Raw genomic sequence first — 17,659 nt, 5'->3', positions numbered from 1 at the left:
TCAGCATGATCGTCTATACATGATCAGCTGTCCACACCCCCCGGTTTCCCAGAAGCAGGCCATGTCGCCCCTCACCCCCGCCCGAGAGCAACCCTCGCCGCCCAGCGGCGCGGTCTTCGTCGACCACAGCGGCCGGCGGAGGAGGTGGTTCACGATGGGGGCGGTCCTGGTCAGCACGCTCACCCTGGCGGCGACGGTGACGCTCGTGGGCGCGGTGCTCGCGGACACGCCGCTGCCGGCCGGCGGCTGGCCGAGCCGGCACGCGAGCCCGCCGCCCGGCGGCACGCACTCCGACGACGCCGCTCCCGCCAGCGAGCAGGCCGAGCCTGAGCCGTCCCTTTCCCGGTCCAGGTCCCGGCGGGCGCCGACCCGGTCAGCGCCCACGCGCGCCTCCGGACGGCGCACCACCGCCGCGCCCTCCCGTACGCGAGCCAAGAGCCCGTCCGCCCGCCCCACCTCACCGTCCGCGCGGCCGTCCCGTACGTCCGAGCCCCCGGACACGGGCGCGGCCGTAGAACCCGAGTCGGCCCGCGACACCACACCCCCCGGCGAGACCACCCCCACCCAGCAACCGGAGCCCGCCGCGACCCCCTCCCCGGACCCCAGCGACGAGCCCTCCCAGACCCGGAACCCCACCACCCCCGGAACCCCCTCATGACCCCCCGCCGCAGACGCCCCGTCCCACAACCGGACAGCGCGCCCGCGCCCGGATGGGGGCAGGCACATGACCCGGGTCTCGGCAGGACGATCGGGCAGGCGGCGGATCGGGTGCCTGGTGCGGTGTACGGGCGTGAGGTCCGTCGGGGTGGGCGGCGGCGGGGCAGGAGGCGGGTGGCCGGGCGGGGTGTGGAGCCTTCGGGGCACTGGCTGATGTTGCTGGCCGGGGTGGCGCTGGCGGGGTGCGCGCTGACGCTCGACGGGTTCGTCAAGAACGTGGTCGGGGAGACCGGGCCCCAGCGAGGCGGCGGGGACCCGGCGTCGTGGCTGGAGCCGGTGCGCCGCAGCGGCCCGGTGCTCGACCTGACCGGGGACAAGCCGGCCGGCGCCCGCCCGAAGGCCCGCACGGTGGCGCTGACGTTCGACGACGGGCCCGACCCCGCGTGGACGCCGCTCGTGCTGGACGCGCTGAAGAAGCACGGGGCGAAGGCGACGTTCTTCACGGTCGGCTCGAAGATCGCCGCCCATCCGGAGCTGACCCGCCGGATCGTCGCCGAGGGCCACGAGATCGGCAACCACACCTACACCCATCCCGACCTGTCCGCCGTCCCCGCCTGGCGGGCCGAGCTGGAGCTGAACCTCACCCAGAAGGCGCTGGCCGGGGCGACGGGGCTGCACACGATGCTGGCCCGCCCGCCGTACTCCTCGACCCCTGACGCCATCACCGGCGAGCAGTGGGACACCCTGGCGATGCTCGGCCGCGAGGGCTACCTGATCGCGCTGGCCGACCTCGACACCGAGGACTGGAGCAGGCCGGGCGCGGCCGGCATCGCCAGGGCCGCGTTCCCGCGCGGCGGGCGCGGGGCGGTGGTGATGATGCACGACTCCGGCGGCGACCGCGCCCAGACGGTCGAGGCCGTCGGCCGCCTGCTCGACCGGCTGGACCGGGCCGGCTACCGCGCCGAGACGCTGACCTCCGCGCTCGGCATGCCGTCGGCGCACCGGCCAGCCGCGCAGCCGGAGCGGATCGCCGGCGCCGCGCTCGGCCTGGCGCAGCGCGCGGCGAACGCGTTCACGGACGCGCTGTGGTGGGTGCTGTTCGCCACCGGCGTGCTGACGCTGGCCCGGCTGCTGCTCCTGGTGGTGCTGGCCCGGGTGCACGCCCGGCGCTCCCGAGGTCCGGGACCGGCCCTGACCTGGGAACGGCCGCCAGGAGTGAGCGTGATCGTGCCCGCGTACAACGAGGAGGCGGGGATCGCCGCGACCGTGCGCTCGCTCGTCGCGACCGCGTACCCCGGGCCGGTGGAGGTGCTGGTGGTGGACGACGGTTCCACCGACCGCACCGCCGAGGCCGCCGCCGGGCCGCGGCTGCCGGGAGTACGGGTGATCAGGCAGGACAACGCCGGCAAGGCCGCCGCGCTCAACACCGGCATCCGGCACGCGCGCCACGAGTTCCTCGTCATGGTCGACGGTGACACGGTGTTCGAGCCGGATACGATCGGGCATCTCGTGCGCCGGCTCGCCGACCCCCGCGTGGGCGCGGTGAGCGGCAACACCAAGGTCGGCAACCGGCGCGGGCTCATCGGCCGCTGGCAGCACGTCGAGTACGTGATCGGCTTCAACCTGGACCGGCGCGCGTTCGAGCTGCTCGACTGCATGCCGACGGTGCCGGGGGCGATCGGCGCGTTCCGGCGCGGCGCGCTGGTCGGGCTCGGCGGGGTGAGCACCGACACGCTGGCCGAGGACACCGACCTGACGATGGCGCTGTGCCGGGCGGGCTGGCGGGTGGTGTACGAGGAGCGGGCGCTGGCGTGGACGGAGGCGCCCGGGACCCTGGGGCAGCTGTGGCGGCAGCGCTACCGCTGGTGCTACGGCACGATGCAGGCGATGTGGAAGCACCGCCGCGCGCTGGCCGAGCCGGGTCCGTTCGGCCGCCGCTGCCTGGGTTACCTGGCGCTGTTCCACGTGCTGCTGCCGCTGCTGGCGCCGGTGGTGGACCTGATGGCGGTCTATCACACGGCGGTCGGCGACCCGCTGCCGGCGGTGGCGGTGTGGGCCGGGTTCGTGGTGGTGCAGGCCGCGGCGGGCTGGTACGCGCTGCGGCTGGACCGGGAGCGGGTGTCGGCGCTGTGGGTGCTGCCGTTGCAGCAGCTGGTGTACCGGCAGCTGATGTATCTGGTGGTGTTCCAGTCGGTGGCGACCGCGCTGCTCGGGGTGCGGCTGCGCTGGCACACGGTGCGCAGGCAGGGCACTTTCGCGGCGCCGTGACGGCACCGGTGGGAGATTTTACCCGGAGGCCGGATTCCCTTACGTACAAGGGGTTTCGGGGGTGTTACCCCGGGTCCGAACCTCCAAACCGGATATGTCATACTTGCAATATTTTTGTCTGCATATATACCTTTTGCGTATTCGCGGTGATACCTCAACTCTGTTGCCGCATCGATTGACCGGACCGTGCGCTGTCCTGACGGTGTCCCCCTCACGCCAGGGCAGCGCACGGCCGCCGAATCCGCGTCTCGCGGAGCCGGGGACCCACTTCCTGGGGTGAATCGGACGCCCGCGTCCGTAGGGGACTTCCAACTCCGAACCCGTCAGCTAACCCGGTAGGCGGCATGGAAGCAAGGAGTCATTTCCTCATGCCCAAGCCTCAGCTTGCCGCTGCGCTGAAGTACCGTCCCAGCAACCGTCTCAAGTACGCCTTCGCCGGCGCGCTGCTGGCGGGGACCACCGCCGTCGCCAGCGTGACCGGCACCGCCATCGCCGCCACCGGCGGCGCCGCCGCCCCCGTCGAGCCGAACCCGGCCATCGCCCAGCAGCAGGCGGCCCAGCTCACGTACGGCCAGGACGTGTCGAACTACCAGCCCGACCACGACTGGGAGGCCAGCCCGGCCGAGTTCGGCATCATCAAGGCCACCGAGGGCACCGGCTTCACCGACAAGACCTTCGCCCGGCACTGGCAGGAGCTGGACAGGAAGGGCATCGTGCGCGGCGCGTACCACTACGCGCACCCGCGCAACAACCCGATCGCCGAGGCCGAGCACTTCCTCTCGGTGGTGAACTCCCAGCCCGCCAAGCCCGGCGACCTGCTGGTGCTGGACCTGGAGACGACCAACGGCAGGTCCGTCTCCGAGGTGAACGCCTGGGCCAAGGCCTGGCTGTCGCACGTCAAGGCCAAGACCGGCATCACGCCGCTGTTCTACAGCGGCTGGCACTTCGCCGACACCTACGGCGCGGGACTGTCGGAGTACCCGCTCTGGGTGGCCCACTACAGCAAGCCCAAGGGCGAGATCACCCCGCCGGCGGACTGGAAGTCGTGGACCATCCACCAGTACTCCGACAAGCCCATCGACCACAACGTCTCAGCCCTGACCCCCGACCAGCTCCGCAGCCTGGGCCGTCCGGCCTGACCCGCACTGTGACGCCTCCCGCGAGGGAGGCGTCACAGTCGTCTCAGCCCTGGTGGATCCTGAGCCCACGCTCCTCCATGCGCCGCAGCAGCTCGGCCGGACCCACCGCCGTCTCCGGCAGCAGGTAGAACTCCTCCAGGATCGGCCCCGCTTCATCGGGTGCGGCGGCGTCCCAGATCACCTCGTCACCCGGCGCCGTGACCTCGAAGGCGAAGAACGCGCAGCACGCCTTCTCCCGCGCGGCGAGATCCCGTACCCACTCCTCGACCCCGTCACCGGCGCGGAACCGGAACCGGATGCCCCCGGCGGTCCGCTCGCGCCCGGTGAGCGCCTCGCCGAACAGCCGCCGGTACTCGGCCAGCCGTTCCTCGGGAGTGTCGCGGGCGGTGGTCATGTCGCAGACGATCGGTGGGGTGTCCATGATGTGCTCTCCTTCCGTCACTTCCGGAGCGTAGAGTCTGGACCTAGGTCCAGAGTCAAGAGGAGAGCGGTGTGAAGATCGGCGAGGTGGCCCGCGAGGCCGGGGTCAGCGTGGACACGGTCCGCTTCTACGAGCGCCGCGGCGTGCTGCCGGCGGCGGGGCGCAGACCGTCGGGCTACCGGGTGTTCGACGCGTCGGCGGTGTCCAGGATCCGCGCCGCCAAGGCCCTGCAGGAGCTGGGTTTCACCCTGGACGAAGTGGCCGGCGCCCTGCGCTCCCACGACGCGGGCGGCGCGACCTGCGCGAGCGAGCGGTGGCGGCTGGAAGCGGTGGTGGAGCGCATCGACGCGAGGATCGCCGAGCTGGCCCGGGCCCGCGACCTCGCCGCCCGGAGCCTCGCCGACTGCCGCTCCGGCGACTGCCGCTTCCCGACCGGCCTGTCCTTCTAGCGCGAGCCCTCGCCGGACTCGGCCAGGTCGGCCTCTTCCTTGGTCTTGTGCACGGTGCCGTCGGCGTGCTCGGGCGGCCCGTACGCCGTGTGGAGCACGAGCGGCGCGGCGCCGGTGTTGACGAAGTTGTGCGGGGTGCCCGCCGGGACGGCGACCAGGTCGCCCGCCTTCACCGGACGGACCTCACCGCCGACACGGGCCTCTCCGGTCCCGGAGACGAAGGTGAGGATCTGGTCGGTGTCCTCGTGCACCTCCTCGCCGATCTCACCGCCCGGCGGGATGGTCATGGTGACGACCTGGACCTTCTCCCCGGTCCACAGGACCCGGCGGAAGTCGGTGCTCTCTTCGGCGACGGTGGCGATCGCGAAATGGTGCACGGTCGGCTCCTGTGTCTCGCGGTTCAAGCTGGCGTATGACTCTTGCCAGGACAAAAGCTGACATAAACGTAATGTCCGGCAGGCGGACACCGGGCGCGGTGCTAGTTTCGCCGTCATGAAGGTGCCGGAGAGGCTGCTGTGGGCCGTCGAGACCCTGGAGACGCGGCCGGGCGAGCGGGTTCTGGAGATCGGCTGCGGCCGCGGCGTCGCCGTCGGACTGCTCTGCGAGCGCTCCGCCTCCGTCACCGCGATCGACCGGTCGGCGACGGCGGTAAAAGCCGCACGCGAGCGCAACGCCCGCCACGTCGAGGCGGGCGCCGCGGTGATCGAGCAGGCGGAGCTCGACGGCGGCGGGCTGCCCGGCGGCCCGTACGACAAGGTGTTCGCCGTCAACGTGAACGTCTTCTGGACCCGCTCCCCCACCGCCGAGCTGGCGGCGGTCAAGCGGGCGCTCGCGCCCGGCGGCTCGCTCCACCTGTTCTACGAGCCGCCGGGCGCCGCCAAGGCGCAGGAGATCGCGGTCAAGGTCCGGGCCGCGCTCGCCGGGTCCGGCTTCACGTCCACCACCCTGACGCGCGGTCTCCTGCTGTGCCTGAAGGGTGGGCTCACCCCGTGACGGTGACCGTCAGGTCCCCGGTGACGGGCGCGCCGCCCGGCGTGCGGACCGTCAGCGTGCCGGTGTAGGTGCCGGGCCGGCTGAAGGTCCTGGCCGAGGTCACGGTGAAGGCGGCGTTGATCCGCATGCCGGGGATGCTTCCCTCCCTGGTGGTGGCCGGGGTCACGGGCTCCTGGACGCCGTCGCTCCAGGTGACGGCCGCCTCCAGGCCGGCGGCGGTGTGGCCGGGCGCGGTGAGGGTCCAGGAGGCGCCGGCGGGCCGGCCGGTGCGGGCGCTCACCGATCCGCCGAGGATCTCCAGCCGCCAGGGCACGTCGGCGGTCGGGAAGAAGTTCGTGCCCTGCACGGTCAGCCTGCCGCCCATCTTCGCCAGGCGGTTCTTGAAGTCGGCGTAGTCCCGCTGGTCCTGGGGTGTCCAGCCGACCTCGGCGGTGGCGATCAGACGCGGGTAGGCGTAGTACTGCGCCTGCTCGACGCGGCGGATGAACTCGCCCCACACCGCCGACTCCACACCGAGCACGCTGCTCTCCTGGATGCCGGGGATGTACGCGCCGGGGTCCCAGTTGTAGTGGCGGTCCAGGCCGCACGGCCCGCCGCACGCCCAGGTGCCGCCCTCGGGCTGGCGCGAATCCTGCTTCTGCGGCACGTACGCGTGCGCCGCCGGGGAGAGCACGACCTGGGCGCCGCGGTCGTTCACGGCGGCGGCCACGGCGTTCCGGTTGCCGTTCCAGAACTGCACCACCGCGTTGTCCCGCGGCAGCGCGGTGCCGGCGTACTCGTTCCAGCCCACGACGGTCTTGCCGAGGGCGCGCACGTTCCCGGTGAAGGCGTCGACCATCTTGACGTAGTCCGCGTGGCTGGTCGAGAACGCCTCGTCGCCGCCGATGTGCAGGTAGGGGCCCGGGGTCATGGCGGCGATCTCGGTGAGCACGTGCTCGGCGAACTCGTACGTGACCGAGCTGTGCGCGTCCAGGGAGGAGTAGCCGACGGCGCCGGTGCCGTTGTGCGGGACGGTGGTCTCGCCCGGCTTGAGTGCCGGCCGCGCGCCCGGGGTGTTGAGCTGCGGGATGGAGTGCAGCGCCGAGTTGACGTGGCCGGGCAGGTCGACCTCGGGGATGACGGTCATCCCGTGCTCGCCGGCGTAGCGGACGATCTCGGCGTAGTCGGCCTTGGTGTAGAAGCCGGTGATGCCGGGCTCGGTGCCCCGCTCGGTCATCGCGGTGGCGCCGCCGACCTCGGTGAGGGCGCCGTAGTCGATGCCGGACGGGTTGCTCGCCGGGTCGTCGAGAGCGATGCGCCAGCCCTGGTCGTCGGTCAGATGCAGGTGCAGGCGGTTGACCTTGAACTGGGCGGCGGCGTCGATGTAGGTCTTGACCTCGTCCACCGGGTAGAAGCTGCGGGCGACGTCGAGCATCATGCCGCGGTGCGCGAAGCGCGGGTAGTCGGTGATCTCCACGGCGGGCACCGTCCATTCGGCGCCGACGACCTCGCCCGACTCGGCCCACTGCGGGAAGAGCTGGCGGAGCGTCTGGACGCCGTGGAGCGCGCCGTTCGGGGTGGCGGCACGGATACGCACCTCGGCGGCGGTCACCGACAGCGTGTAACCCTCGGCCTCGTGGCCCTCGGGCGCCTTGCCGGCGCCGACCTCGATGACGATGGGCGCCGGGCCGCGACCGGCGGCGGCGACCGTCACGTTGTGGCCGGTGGCCCGGCGCAGCAGGCGGGCCAGGTGGTTCGCGGGCGCCTGGGCGCCGTCGCCGAGGGCCAGGACGCGGGTGTTGCGGTGCAGCGTGTACGGGGCGCCGCCGGTCTCGGTGAGCGACACCGGCTTGGGCAGCAGGCCGAGCGTGGGCTCGGGGGCGGCGGGCGGACCGTCCCAGATCTCGAACTCGGAGATCGAGTAACCGTACGCGGCCCAGCGCTGCTTCCCGTGCACGCGCACGTACGAGACCGGCTCGGCGGAGCGCACGTCGATCACGTCGGTGCGCGGGCAGGTGTCGCGCCGCAGCGAGGCGACGTCGGTCCAGGTCTGACCGTCGGCCGAGGTCTGCAGGACGAAGTCGCGCGCGCAGGCGTTCGGCCAGTGGAGTGTCACGTGGTCGACCTTGGCGGGTGCGGCGAGCTGGACCTGGACCCAGTTGTCGTCCTGGTACTTCGATGACCAGCGGGTGGCGGTGTCGCCGTCGTTGACGTGCGCGGCCACGAAGTCGGCGCGGTCCAGCTCGACGCTGGAGGCGGTGGCGGCGCCGGCGAGCGCGAGGTTGACGGGCCCGGCGGCGGCCTGGGCCGGTGCGGGGATGGTGAGTGCGGGAGTTAAGAGCGCGGCGGTCGCTAGGGCCACGAGGGAGCGGCGCATGGGACTCCTTATCGATGCGCGGTGGTTCGCACAGTGTGATCACCCTTGCCGATTAACGTCAAGAGAGCGGAAATAAAGTAGCGGTAACGCCCAGGTCGCCCCTCTTGCGGTCAGCGCTGGTCACCTTTAACGTAAACGCCCAGGAAAAAATGAGCGATCGGAGTACGGGTGACCAGTCCACGCAACGTCCTGTTCCTGATGACCGACCAGCATCGGGTGGACACTCTCGGCTGCTACGGCAACCCGGAGGTCCGCACGCCCGCGCTGGACGGCCTGGCGGCGGAGGGCACGCGCTTCGACCGGTTCTACACGCCGACCGCCATCTGCACCCCGGCGCGGGCCTCGCTCTTCACCGGCCTGCACCCGTTCAGGCACGGCATGCTCGTCAACCCGGAGCGCAACGGCGGCGGACGCGACGAGGTCGCCGCCGGCCAGCCGGTCATGTCCGAGCCCCTGCTGGCCGCCGGCTACAACATGGGCCACGTCGGCAAATGGCACATCGGCCGCGAACGGGGCCCCGAGTTCTACGGCATGGACGGCGAGCACCTGCCGGGCGCGCTGAACCCGTTCCACCACCCCTCCTACCAGAGCTGGCTGAAGGAGCACGGCCATCCCCCGTTCGCGGTGGAGCGGCCCGTCTTCGGCACGGCCCAGAACGGCACCGGCCGCGGCCACCTGATCGCCGGCCGCCTCAAGCAGCCCGCGGCGGCCACGGTGGAGACCTTCCTCGCCGACCGCACGCTGGAGCTGCTGGAGCGCTACGCCGGCGACTTCCACCGCGGCGACAGGCCGTTCGTGCTGTCCTGCCACTGGTACGGGCCGCACCTGCCGTACCTGATCCCGGACGAGTTCTACGACATGTACGACCCGGCGCGGGTGCCGCTGCCGGAGTCCATGGCCGAGACCTTCGACGGCAAACCCGAGGTGCAGCGCCGCTACTCCGAGTACTGGTCGGCCGACCACTTCGACGCCGACGCCTGGCGCGGGCTGATCGCCGCCTACTGGGGCTACGTGTCGCTGATCGACGCGCAGGTGGGGCGCCTGCTCTCCGCCCTGCGCGAGCTGGGTCTGTGGGACGACACGGCGGTGATCTTCACGGCCGACCACGGCGAGTTCACGGGCGCGCACCGGCTCAACGACAAGGGCCCCGCCATGTACGAGGACATCTACCGCATCCCGGGCATCGTCCGGGTGCCGGGCGCCCCGGCGCGGACCGTGGACGCCTTCGCCACGCTGATCGACCTCAACCCCACGATCCTCGACCTCGCCGGGCTGCCGCCGCAGGATCCGTGCGACGGCGCGAGCCTGCTCCCGCTGATCGGCGGCGAGCCGCCCGAGGGCCGCGACTCGGTGGTCACCGAGTTCCACGGCCACCACTTCCCCTACTCCCAGCGCATGATCCGGGACCACCGCCACAAGCTGGTGTTCAACCCCGAAGGCGTGCACGAGCTGTACGACCTGGACAGCGACCCGCACGAGCTGCGCAACGTCTACGCCGTGCCCGCCTACGCGGCGGTCCGGCGTGACATGACCGCGCGGCTCTACCAGGAGCTGCTGCGCCGCGGCGATCCCGCGTACAGCTGGATGAGCTACATGGCCGACATCGGCGAGGGCCGAGCCCCCGACGTGGACGGCGTCGCTGACGAGGTGGCCTGATGCCGCCCGTCACCCCACCCGTGAACCCAGAAAGGACCTCCTGATGAGGCGTCCTCGCATACTGGCCGCCGCCCTCGCGGCCCTGGCCATCCTGCTGCCCGTCACCGCGTGCGGCTCCTCCTCCGAGGAGGGCGGCGCCGAGCCCGCGAAGGTGCGCTTCGGCTACATCGCCGACTTCGCCGGCGCGGCGGTGCTCGCCGCCGCCGACAAGCAGGGCCTGTGGGCCAAGCACGGGCTGGAGCCTGAGCTGAAGGTGTTCACCAACGGCCCGCTGCAGATCCAGGCGCTCGGCTCGGGCGACATCGACTTCGGCTACATCGGCTCCGGCGCCACCTGGCTGCCCGCCAGCGGCAAGGCCAAGATCATCGCCCCGAACATGCTGGGCATGGCCGACCGCGTGATCGTCCACCCGGGCTCCGGCATCTCCTCGATCGCCGGCCTCAAGGGCAAGAAGATCGGCGTGCCCGAGGGCACCTCCGGCGACATGATCCTCGAACTGGCGCTGAAGGAGGCCGGGCTGACGGGCAAGGACGTCGAGAAGGTCAACATGGACCCCAGCACGGTCGTGACCGCCTTCAGCGGCAAGCAGATCGACGCGGCGGCCATCTGGTACCCGCTGATCGACACCATCAAGAAGAACGTGCCCGACCTGGTGGAGCTGACCAAGAGCGAGGACTACTATCCCGCGCTCAGCTTCCCCAGCTCCTTCGTGGCCCGCAACGAGCTGGTCGCCGAGGACGCCGCGACCGTCACCAAGGTGCTCAAGGTGCTGCAGGAGGGCAACGACTGGGTGGCGGCCAACACGGCCGAGGCCGAGACGCTGACGGCCACGTTCCTGAAGGCGCCCGGGGAGCAGTTCAAGGGCGCCTCGGCGGTGACGAAGATCGTGCCGACGGCGGAGCTGCGGAAGATGGCCGAGGACGGCTCGGTGGCCGGATGGTACAAGGGCCTGGCCGACATCTTCGTCACCATGGGCAAGCTGACCGAGTCACCCGACCCCGCCACGTACTTCACCGCCGACCTGTACGCGTCGGCGGCCGCGGGCTGATTTTTCGCGAGAAGATGACAGAAATCCGTCGCCCACCATCATGGTGCCATGTCGACCCCCACTGACGCGCTGCAGCGGCTGCGGCGGGTGCACGAGGACGCCGTGCTGTCCGCGCTGCGCTCGGCGGGCGCGCTGAGCCGCGCCCAGCTCACCGAGCGCACCGGACTGTCGCGTACGACCTTGTTCGCCATCATCTCCGACCTGATGGAAAGGGATGCGGTGATCGAGACCGAGGCGGTGCCTGCCGAGCCGCGCGGCCGGGGCAGGCCCGCCGCGCTGGTCTCGCTCAACCCGGCCGCCGGCCTGCTCCTGGGCCTCGACCTGGGGCGGGGCCGGGTACGGCTGGCCGTGGCCAACGCCGCCCACCAGGTCGTCGCCACCGCCTCGGCCGCCCTGCGCGAGGACGCCGGTCCGGCGGAGCAGGCGGAGGCGGCGGTGCGGCTCGTCCGCGAGGTCGCCGCGGAGCGCGGGATCAGCCTCGGCGCGCTGGAGGCGGTCGGCCTCGGCCTCGTCGGGGTGCTCGACGACCACCTCCCCGCCCCCACCCCGGCACCGACCACACCCGCCCTCTCGGAACCCACGCACGCACCGTCCAGCCCCTCGGAATCCGCGGACGCGGCCGGACCTCCGGGACCCCACGCGCGGTCCGGCAATGCCGGACCGGCGGGCGTGGCCGGACCCTTGGGATCTCGCGCTGGTTCCGGCGAGCGTGCAGGGCTGCCGGAAGGGGTGCCCGCGCGCTACCTGCCGCTCGCCCTGCGGGTCGCCGAGGAGTTCGGCGTGCGGGTGGCGGTGGACAACAACGCCAGGCTGGCGGCGCTGGCCGAGGCCACCTGGGGGGTGGCCAGGCCGGTCCGGGACATGGTGTACGTGCGCTGGTCCGTCGGCGTGGGCGGCGGGTTCCTGGCCGGCGGCAGGCTGCTGCGCGGCGCGCACGGCGCGGGCGGCGAGGTGGGCCACGTCTCGCTCGACCCCGGGGGCCCGCCCTGCCACTGCGGCGGCCGGGGGTGCCTGGAGGGCCGCATCGGCGGTCAGCGCCTGCTGGACGCCTGCGCCGCGCGCGGGGTGCCGCTGGCGGGCCTGGACGAGCTGGTCACCGCCGCGCAGGACCGGGTGCCCGCGGTGTGCGAGGTGGTCGCCTCGGCGGCGGCCGACCTGGGCCGGGTGCTGGCGGGCACGGTCACCCAGCTCGACCCCGCGCTGGTCGTGGTGGGCGGCGAGCTGGCCGCGCTGGGCAGCCTGGTCCTCGACCCCATCCGCGACGCGATCTCCCGTCAGGCGCTGCCCCGGTCGCCCCGCCAGATCGAGGTCACCCAGGCCGACCTCGGCGTGAACGCCTCGGCGATGGGCGCGATCGCGCTCCTGCTGCACGAGGAGCCGTCGATCCCCGCCCACCTCCGTCCCGCACTACCGTGATTTGTCCGAAAAAAGCCCAATATTTCATGACCCTGTGGGCTATTGCGCCACCGAAGAGGATCTCCACTGAGCCATGAAGAGTCCCAGAACATGACCGCCGTGAGCGTGACCGACCCTCCGCCCTCCCCCGGCCGCCGGCTCCGGCGGCCGGGCCGCACCCTCGTCCTGAACGTGGTCGCCGTCCTGGCGGGCCTGGGCGCGTGGACGGCGCTGTCGATGTCCGGCATCACGGGCCTGACCGGCCCCGTCGAGGTGGCCGCGCGCGGCGTCGAGCTGGTCGCCGACGGCACCCTGACCAACGACATGCTGGCCAGCCTGCGCCGCGTGTTCACCGGCTTCGCGCTGGGCACCCTGCTCGCCATCCCGGTCGGCTTCCTGATGGGCTGGTACGCCACCGCGCGTGCCCTGATCGAGCCGTACGTGCAGTTCTTCCGTACGATCCCGCCCCTGGCGATCATCCCGCTGGCCATCCTGCTGATGGGCATCGGCGAGACGCCGAAGGTGTTCGTCATCTTCCTGGCGGCGTTCCTGTCGAGCGTGGTCTCGACGTTCCAGGGCGTGCTCGACGTCGACAAGACGCTCATCAACGCCGCCCGGGTGCTGGGCGCCTCGGACCGGACCATCTTCCTGAAGGTCGTGGTGCCGGCCTCGACGCCGTTCATCATCGTGGGCATGCGGATCGGGCTAGGCGCGGCCTGGGGGACGCTGGTGGCGGCCGAGCTGATCGCCGCCCAGGAAGGGCTGGGCTACCGGATGCAGCAGGCGCAGCTCTACTACGACCTGCCCACGATCTTCGTGGGTCTGATCAGCATCGGCGTGCTCGGCCTGATCATGGACCGGCTGCTGCTGCTGGCCGAGCGCCGATTCACCGGATGGCAGGAACGCCGATGAACACCAAGATCTCTTTCCAGGGCGTGTCGAAGACGTTCGAGCTCAAGGGCGGCCGGTTCCTCGCCCTCGACCGGGTGGACCTGGACATCGCCGACCGTGAGTTCGTCACCGTCGTGGGCCCGTCGGGGTGCGGCAAGAGCACGCTGATGGGCATGGCGGCCGGGCTGGTCGAACCCGGGACGGGCCGGATCCTGCTGGATGGCGCGCCGGTCACCGGACCGGGGCCGGACCGCGGGGTGATCTTCCAGCAGTACGCGCTGTTCCCGTGGCTGACCGTGCGCAAGAACGTCGAGTTCGGGCTCAGGCTCCAGCCGATCTCCGCCGAGGAGCGGCACCGCCGCGCCCAGCACGCGATCGATCTGGTGGGGCTGACGGACTTCGCCGACGCGCTGCCCAAGACGCTGTCGGGTGGGATGAAGCAGCGCTGCGCGATCGCCCGCGCCTACGCGGTCGGGCCGCAGGTGCTGCTCATGGACGAGCCGTTCGGCGCGCTGGACGCGCTCACCCGCGTGCAGTTGCAGGATCAGCTGCTGGACACGTGGAGCCGGGAGCGGCGCACGGTCATGTTCATCACGCACGACGTGGACGAGGCCGTCTATCTGGCCAACCGGGTCGTCGTCATGGCGGCGCGGCCGGGCCGCATCCACCGGATCATCGACGTGGACCTGCCGTACCCGCGCACCGAGGAGGTGCGGCTGTCACCGGAGTTCTCCCGCATCCGCAACGAGGTGTGGCACTCGGTCTACCACCAGGCCCCCGCGGCCTGACCCGTACGCGGGGGGCGGGCGCCCCCGGCCGGCCGGCGGTCACGTCGCCTCGGGAGGGGCCGCGCCCGTGCCGGTCGCGCGCAGGAACGGCTCCAGCAGGGCCCTGGCCGACTCCCAGACGGTCCCCAGGTCGGTGCCGGACTCGATCAGCCGGGACCCGGCGAACACGATGGCGTTGATCATCTCCGCCGTCTCGGGCACCGCGGGGACGCCGAGGCTGTGCAGCGTCTCTACGAGCGGCTCCAGGAGCTGCTGGTGCATGCTGCGGCTCTGCTCGGCGACCGTGTCGCCCGGCGCGACCTCCGCGAGGACGGTGGCCAGCGCGTGCTCGCCCTCGGTGATGAGCTCGAAGTTGGTCAGCACGTACGCGAGCACGCGGTCGGCCGGGGTCGCGGCGGCGTCCATCGCGGCGGCGACCCGGGCCGACCAGCGGGGGAAGACGTCCTCCACCACCGCGTTGAGCAGGTCCTCCGATGACCGGAAGTACTGGTAGAGGCTGGGCCGGGCCAGCCCGGCGCGCGCCGCGACCCGGCTCAGCGTGGGAGGCCGGCCGGTCTCCGCGAGGATCTCCCTGGCCGCGTCGAGCAGCGCCCGATGCTGGGCGGCCCGATGCTCGGCGACGGTCGACGCCCGGATGCGCGGCACGTGCCCTCCTCCACCATGGTCGGCCTACTCCGACAGTCTCCCATCGACCATCGACAGGACGCGGTCGCAGTGGCCGAGCACGTCGTGATCGTGGGTGACCATGATCGTCGCGACGGCGGATTCGTGCGTCTCGTGCGCGAGCAACGTGACGATGTCGTCGCTGCGGGCGCGGTCGAGCGCGGCGGTCGGCTCGTCCACCAGCAACACCGCCGGGCGGGTGACGAGTGCGCGGGCGATGCCCACGCGCTGCCGCTCGCCGCCGGACAGTTGATGGGGCCGGTGTCCCGCGCGGTGACCCATGCCGACCCGGTCGAGCAGCTCTCGCGGGTCGTGACCGTCACCCGCGCGCCTGCCCGCCACGTCGAGCGCGAAGCGGAGCTGGTCCAGCGCGGTGAGGGCCGGGATGAGGTTGCCGGACTGGAAGACGAACCCGATCCGTTCGCGGCGGTGGCGCGCCTTCTCCCGGGAGCTCGCCCGGGAGATGTCGACGCCGTCGAGCAGGACCCGGCCGGTGTCGGGCGTGGTGAGCGCGCCGGCGACCGCGAGCAGGCTCGACTTGCCGGAACCGGAGGGCCCGACGACGGCGACGAACTCGCCGGACGCCACGTGGAGGTGGACGTCGTCGAGCGCGGTGACGGTGGCGTCGCCGTCGCCGAGGGCCAGGGTGACGCCCTCCACCCGCAGGCCGCCGCGTTCCTCGGCGCCGGTCCGGCGGGAGTCCGGGCGCGGGGACGTGTGGCTGGTGGTCATCTCTGCCCTCCCAGGGCTGCGAGCGGGTCGACTCGGACGATGCGGCCCACGGCCGCCGCGGCGCCGGCGAGGCCGAGGCCGACGAGCAGCAGGGCTGCGACGACGAGCGGGCCCGCCTCCAGGGCGAACGGCATGGGGGTGGTGGTGAGCAGCGCGCCGCCGCCCACTCCCATCAGGAAGCCCACGGCGGTGGACACGGTCAGGATGACGGTCGCCTGGATCATCGTGTCGCGCATGAGGTAGCCGGTCGAGGCGCCCATGGCCCGTACGACGGCGAGTTCGTGTTTGCGCTGGATCGTCCACACGGTGAAGAACGTCCCGACGACGAGCGCGGAGATGGCGTACAGGAAGACCTGGATGAGCGTGAGCGTGGAGATCTCGGCGGTGTAGCCGGGGGAGGCGCCGAAGGAGTCCTCCAGCGTCATGCTCGTGGTGCCCGCCGCGGCGTCGCCGCCGGACAGGTCGATCTCGTTCCCGTCCCGGGCGCGCAGGGCGATGGCCGTGGCCTCCTCGTACGCCCCCTCGCGCGCCTCGTCACCCGGCCCGGCGCCCGCGTGCACCTGCTGCCAGGTGCGCAACGGCAGGTACGCCACGTCGACATGGCCGAAGGTGCGCTGGTCGCCGGTGGTGCCGATGACCTTGAGCCGGGTGCCCAGGCGGTCGATGACGACGGTGTCGCCGATGGCCACGCCGTCGTCCAGGACGGTCTGGCTGACCACGATCCCGTCGGGGTCGCCGAGTCCGGCGCCGTCGGACACGGCGGGTGCGAGGAACGAGCCGGGGTCGACGCCGAACAGAGCCAGGTCGATCGGCGTCTGGGCGCCCGCGGCGGTCGTGACCTTGGCGTTGACCAGCATGTTGCCGAACGGGACGGCGTCGCCGACGTCGTCGCGGCCCTTCCACGTCCTGGCCTGGTTCACGTTGACGGTGCTGCGGGAGAAGGCGGAGTCGGTCTTGGTCCCCTCGGCGAAGGCGAACGCGGTGACGGGCAACCGCTGGAGCCCGGAGACACCGTCGTTGACGAGCCCGGAGGAGAGACCGGACAGCAGGACGACGAGGATCGCTATGAGGGCGACGACTCCGCCCATCAGGCCGAAACGTGCGCGGGCGAAGACCAGCTCGCGCCAGGCCAGGAACATGGCACTCCTTCACAGGAAGGGATTTCACGGGACGGACGAGCGCCCCGACTTCCCGACGCGCCGTTGGCAAGATACCAACACTGCGTCGGAAAGACGCAACCGGCGAGGTCGCAACCGATGAGACGCGTAGGGCTGAAGGTCACTTTCCGATGGTCTTTCTCCTCTACCGGCGTCCTGGCGTTCCGCGGTTGGCTGAGCTCGCAAGGAACGGCAGAAGGAGGCACGACATGAGACGCCGGAACGCGCCGGTCGCCATCGACCCCGCCGACGTTCGGGTCGAGACACGTGGCCCGGTCCGCCAGGGAGCCGTCGAGCACGCCAGGGAGGCCGTCGCCGCGCTCACCCGGCTGGCCGGCGAGCCCGTGCTGTTCGCGCGGGTCAAGCTGACCGCCCCGGACGCTCCCGACGCGAAGCGGCCGTACACCGCGCAGGCCAACCTCGACGTCAACGGGCGCCTGATCCGCGCCCAGGCCGCCGGCCCGTCCATGTACCAAGCACTCGACCTGCTGGAGGACCGGGCGCGTACCCGGTTGCGGCGCACCGCCAGGCACTGGGAGGAGACGCGCGGACGCTACTCGCCGGAGCGGCGGGAGTCCTCGCTGCCGGTCCTGCCGCGCCCGGCGGACGCCGAGCGGGAGATCGTCCGCCGCAAGACGCTGGCCGCCTACCGGGCCACCCCGGACGAGGCCGCCTTCGACATGGAGCAGCTCGACTTCGGCTTCTACCTGTTCACCGAGGCCGGCAGCGGTCAGGACAGCGTCCTGTACCGGGCCGAGGAGGGCTACCGGATGGCCCAGGTGGAGCCGCGGCCGGAAGCCCTCGGCGAGGTGGCGGTGCCGCTCGCGATCGATCCGGGCCCGGCGCCCCGGCTGACCACCGCCGAGGCGGTGGACCGGCTGGAGGTCAGCGGGCGGGCGTTCGAGTTCTACGCCGACGCCGACACCGGCCGCGGCCGGCTGATCTACCACCGTTACGACGGCGGCTACGGGCTGATCACCATCGACTGACCGGCCGCCCACCGACCGGCGCCGGGACCTCAGCCCCCTGAGAGATCGGGAGAGGGG

At 72.2% G+C, this 17,659-nt stretch carries 17 protein-coding genes and 1 riboswitch; of the genes, 11 read left to right on the top strand and 6 right to left on the bottom strand.

From position 1 onward, the window contains the following. Positions 1-61: 61 nt before the first annotated feature. The 3 genes from KME79_RS25280 to KME79_RS25270 all read left to right on the top strand — a co-directional run bounded on the left by KME79_RS25280 (position 62) and on the right by KME79_RS25270 (position 4,064). Complete coding sequence (locus tag KME79_RS25280) at positions 62-658, top strand: hypothetical protein (RefSeq protein ID WP_219546610.1); 597 nt, start codon at positions 62-64, stop codon at positions 656-658. A 173-nt stretch (positions 659-831) separates the two neighbouring features. Continuing rightward, a complete protein-coding gene (locus KME79_RS25275) occupies positions 832-2,925 on the top strand; it encodes a bifunctional polysaccharide deacetylase/glycosyltransferase family 2 protein (RefSeq protein WP_308249042.1) in 2,094 nt (697 codons plus the stop codon). A 223-nt stretch (positions 2,926-3,148) separates the two neighbouring features. Beyond that, positions 3,149-3,282, top strand: a riboswitch (cyclic di-AMP (ydaO/yuaA leader). An 11-nt stretch (positions 3,283-3,293) separates the two neighbouring features. Next, positions 3,294-4,064 carry a glycoside hydrolase family 25 protein gene (locus tag KME79_RS25270; RefSeq protein WP_219546609.1) on the top strand — a complete coding sequence of 257 codons (771 nt, stop codon included), beginning with the start codon at positions 3,294-3,296 and terminating at the stop codon, positions 4,062-4,064. Between the two features lie 43 nt (positions 4,065-4,107). On the opposite strand, the gene KME79_RS25265 is transcribed toward KME79_RS25270, so the two are convergent. Beyond that, entirely contained in the window at positions 4,108-4,485 is a 378-nt protein-coding gene (locus KME79_RS25265) for a hypothetical protein (protein ID WP_219546608.1), read from the bottom strand. A 71-nt stretch (positions 4,486-4,556) separates the two neighbouring features. Here KME79_RS25265 and KME79_RS46495 point away from each other — a divergent pair, with 71 nt between their 5' ends. Next, positions 4,557-4,934, top strand: a complete 378-nt coding sequence (locus KME79_RS46495; protein WP_148031482.1) for a MerR family transcriptional regulator — start codon at positions 4,557-4,559, stop codon at positions 4,932-4,934. Here KME79_RS46495 and KME79_RS45255 read toward each other — a convergent pair. Continuing rightward, positions 4,931-5,311 carry a cupin domain-containing protein gene (locus tag KME79_RS45255; protein ID WP_271279984.1) on the bottom strand — a complete coding sequence of 127 codons (381 nt, stop codon included), beginning with the start codon at positions 5,309-5,311 and terminating at the stop codon, positions 4,931-4,933. The two genes, KME79_RS46495 and KME79_RS45255, sit on opposite strands and share 4 nt — an antisense overlap. 115 nt (positions 5,312-5,426) lie before the next feature. Here KME79_RS45255 and KME79_RS25250 point away from each other — a divergent pair, with 115 nt between their 5' ends. Next, on the top strand, positions 5,427-5,927 hold the full coding sequence (locus tag KME79_RS25250; protein ID WP_219546606.1) for a class I SAM-dependent methyltransferase: 501 nt from the start codon (positions 5,427-5,429) through the stop codon (positions 5,925-5,927). Here the strand turns inward: KME79_RS25250 and KME79_RS25245 are convergent. Then, positions 5,917-8,283, bottom strand: coding sequence for a family 20 glycosylhydrolase (locus KME79_RS25245; protein ID WP_219546605.1), 2,367 nt, complete (start codon positions 8,281-8,283; stop codon positions 5,917-5,919). The genes KME79_RS25250 and KME79_RS25245 overlap by 11 nt on opposite strands. A gap of 168 nt (positions 8,284-8,451) precedes the next feature. On the opposite strand from KME79_RS25245, the gene KME79_RS25240 reads away from it, so the two are divergent. The 5 genes from KME79_RS25240 to KME79_RS25215 all read left to right on the top strand — a co-directional run bounded on the left by KME79_RS25240 (position 8,452) and on the right by KME79_RS25215 (position 14,061). Continuing rightward, the gene (locus tag KME79_RS25240; RefSeq protein ID WP_261808527.1) at positions 8,452-9,939 is read left to right on the top strand and encodes a sulfatase family protein; all 1,488 of its coding nucleotides are present in this window, start codon (positions 8,452-8,454) and stop codon (positions 9,937-9,939) included. A 43-nt stretch (positions 9,940-9,982) separates the two neighbouring features. After that, the gene (locus KME79_RS25235) at positions 9,983-10,987 is read left to right on the top strand and encodes an aliphatic sulfonate ABC transporter substrate-binding protein (protein ID WP_148031478.1); all 1,005 of its coding nucleotides are present in this window, start codon (positions 9,983-9,985) and stop codon (positions 10,985-10,987) included. A 48-nt stretch (positions 10,988-11,035) separates the two neighbouring features. After that, positions 11,036-12,403 carry an ROK family transcriptional regulator gene (locus tag KME79_RS45250; protein WP_246640424.1) on the top strand — a complete coding sequence of 456 codons (1,368 nt, stop codon included), beginning with the start codon at positions 11,036-11,038 and terminating at the stop codon, positions 12,401-12,403. A 90-nt stretch (positions 12,404-12,493) separates the two neighbouring features. Beyond that, entirely contained in the window at positions 12,494-13,294 is an 801-nt protein-coding gene (locus KME79_RS25220) for an ABC transporter permease (protein WP_148031477.1), read from the top strand. After that, positions 13,291-14,061: an ABC transporter ATP-binding protein gene (locus KME79_RS25215; protein WP_148031476.1), complete on the top strand. Its 771-nt coding sequence runs from the start codon at positions 13,291-13,293 to the stop codon at positions 14,059-14,061. The genes KME79_RS25220 and KME79_RS25215 overlap by 4 nt, the downstream gene beginning before the upstream one ends. A 39-nt stretch (positions 14,062-14,100) precedes the next feature. On the opposite strand, the gene KME79_RS25210 is transcribed toward KME79_RS25215, so the two are convergent. From KME79_RS25210 to KME79_RS25200, 3 genes are read right to left on the bottom strand one after another with little or no spacing between them, the layout of a single operon-like run. Continuing rightward, positions 14,101-14,706 (bottom strand): TetR/AcrR family transcriptional regulator, encoded by a 606-nt coding sequence (locus KME79_RS25210; RefSeq protein WP_219546604.1) that lies wholly within the window; start codon positions 14,704-14,706, stop codon positions 14,101-14,103. Positions 14,707-14,730: 24 nt separating this feature from the next. Further along, positions 14,731-15,456 carry an ABC transporter ATP-binding protein gene (locus KME79_RS25205; protein ID WP_246640423.1) on the bottom strand — a complete coding sequence of 242 codons (726 nt, stop codon included), beginning with the start codon at positions 15,454-15,456 and terminating at the stop codon, positions 14,731-14,733. Next, on the bottom strand, positions 15,453-16,595 hold the full coding sequence (locus tag KME79_RS25200) for an ABC transporter permease (protein ID WP_219546603.1): 1,143 nt from the start codon (positions 16,593-16,595) through the stop codon (positions 15,453-15,455). The genes KME79_RS25205 and KME79_RS25200 overlap by 4 nt, the downstream gene beginning before the upstream one ends. 227 nt (positions 16,596-16,822) lie before the next feature. Between KME79_RS25200 and KME79_RS25195 the strand changes: the two genes are divergently transcribed. Beyond that, complete coding sequence (locus KME79_RS25195; RefSeq protein WP_148031473.1) at positions 16,823-17,602, top strand: sigma 54 modulation/S30EA ribosomal C-terminal domain-containing protein; 780 nt, start codon at positions 16,823-16,825, stop codon at positions 17,600-17,602. Positions 17,603-17,659: the final 57 nt, after the last annotated feature.

The sequence above is a fragment of the Nonomuraea harbinensis genome (assembly GCF_019396385.1).
Lineage (GTDB): Bacteria > Actinomycetota > Actinomycetes > Streptosporangiales > Streptosporangiaceae > Nonomuraea > Nonomuraea ferruginea.
The sequence above is the reverse complement of the archived record's forward strand: the minus strand, read 5'-3'. Positions and strand labels throughout refer to the sequence as shown.

Coding starts and splice junctions, on each gene's coding strand:
- KME79_RS45250 (WP_246640424.1), top strand. CDS start 11,036: ATGTCGACCCCCACTGACGCGCTGCAGCGGCTGCGGCGGGTGCACGAG.
- KME79_RS25280 (WP_219546610.1), top strand. CDS start 62: ATGTCGCCCCTCACCCCCGCCCGAGAGCAACCCTCGCCGCCCAGCGGC.
- KME79_RS25200 (WP_219546603.1), bottom strand. CDS start 16,595: ATGTTCCTGGCCTGGCGCGAGCTGGTCTTCGCCCGCGCACGTTTCGGC.
- KME79_RS25235 (WP_148031478.1), top strand. CDS start 9,983: ATGAGGCGTCCTCGCATACTGGCCGCCGCCCTCGCGGCCCTGGCCATC.
- KME79_RS25245 (WP_219546605.1), bottom strand. CDS start 8,283: ATGCGCCGCTCCCTCGTGGCCCTAGCGACCGCCGCGCTCTTAACTCCC.
- KME79_RS25250 (WP_219546606.1), top strand. CDS start 5,427: ATGAAGGTGCCGGAGAGGCTGCTGTGGGCCGTCGAGACCCTGGAGACG.
- KME79_RS25205 (WP_246640423.1), bottom strand. CDS start 15,456: ATGACCACCAGCCACACGTCCCCGCGCCCGGACTCCCGCCGGACCGGC.
- KME79_RS25265 (WP_219546608.1), bottom strand. CDS start 4,485: ATGGACACCCCACCGATCGTCTGCGACATGACCACCGCCCGCGACACT.
- KME79_RS25195 (WP_148031473.1), top strand. CDS start 16,823: ATGAGACGCCGGAACGCGCCGGTCGCCATCGACCCCGCCGACGTTCGG.
- KME79_RS25215 (WP_148031476.1), top strand. CDS start 13,291: ATGAACACCAAGATCTCTTTCCAGGGCGTGTCGAAGACGTTCGAGCTC.
- KME79_RS25270 (WP_219546609.1), top strand. CDS start 3,294: ATGCCCAAGCCTCAGCTTGCCGCTGCGCTGAAGTACCGTCCCAGCAAC.
- KME79_RS25220 (WP_148031477.1), top strand. CDS start 12,494: ATGACCGCCGTGAGCGTGACCGACCCTCCGCCCTCCCCCGGCCGCCGG.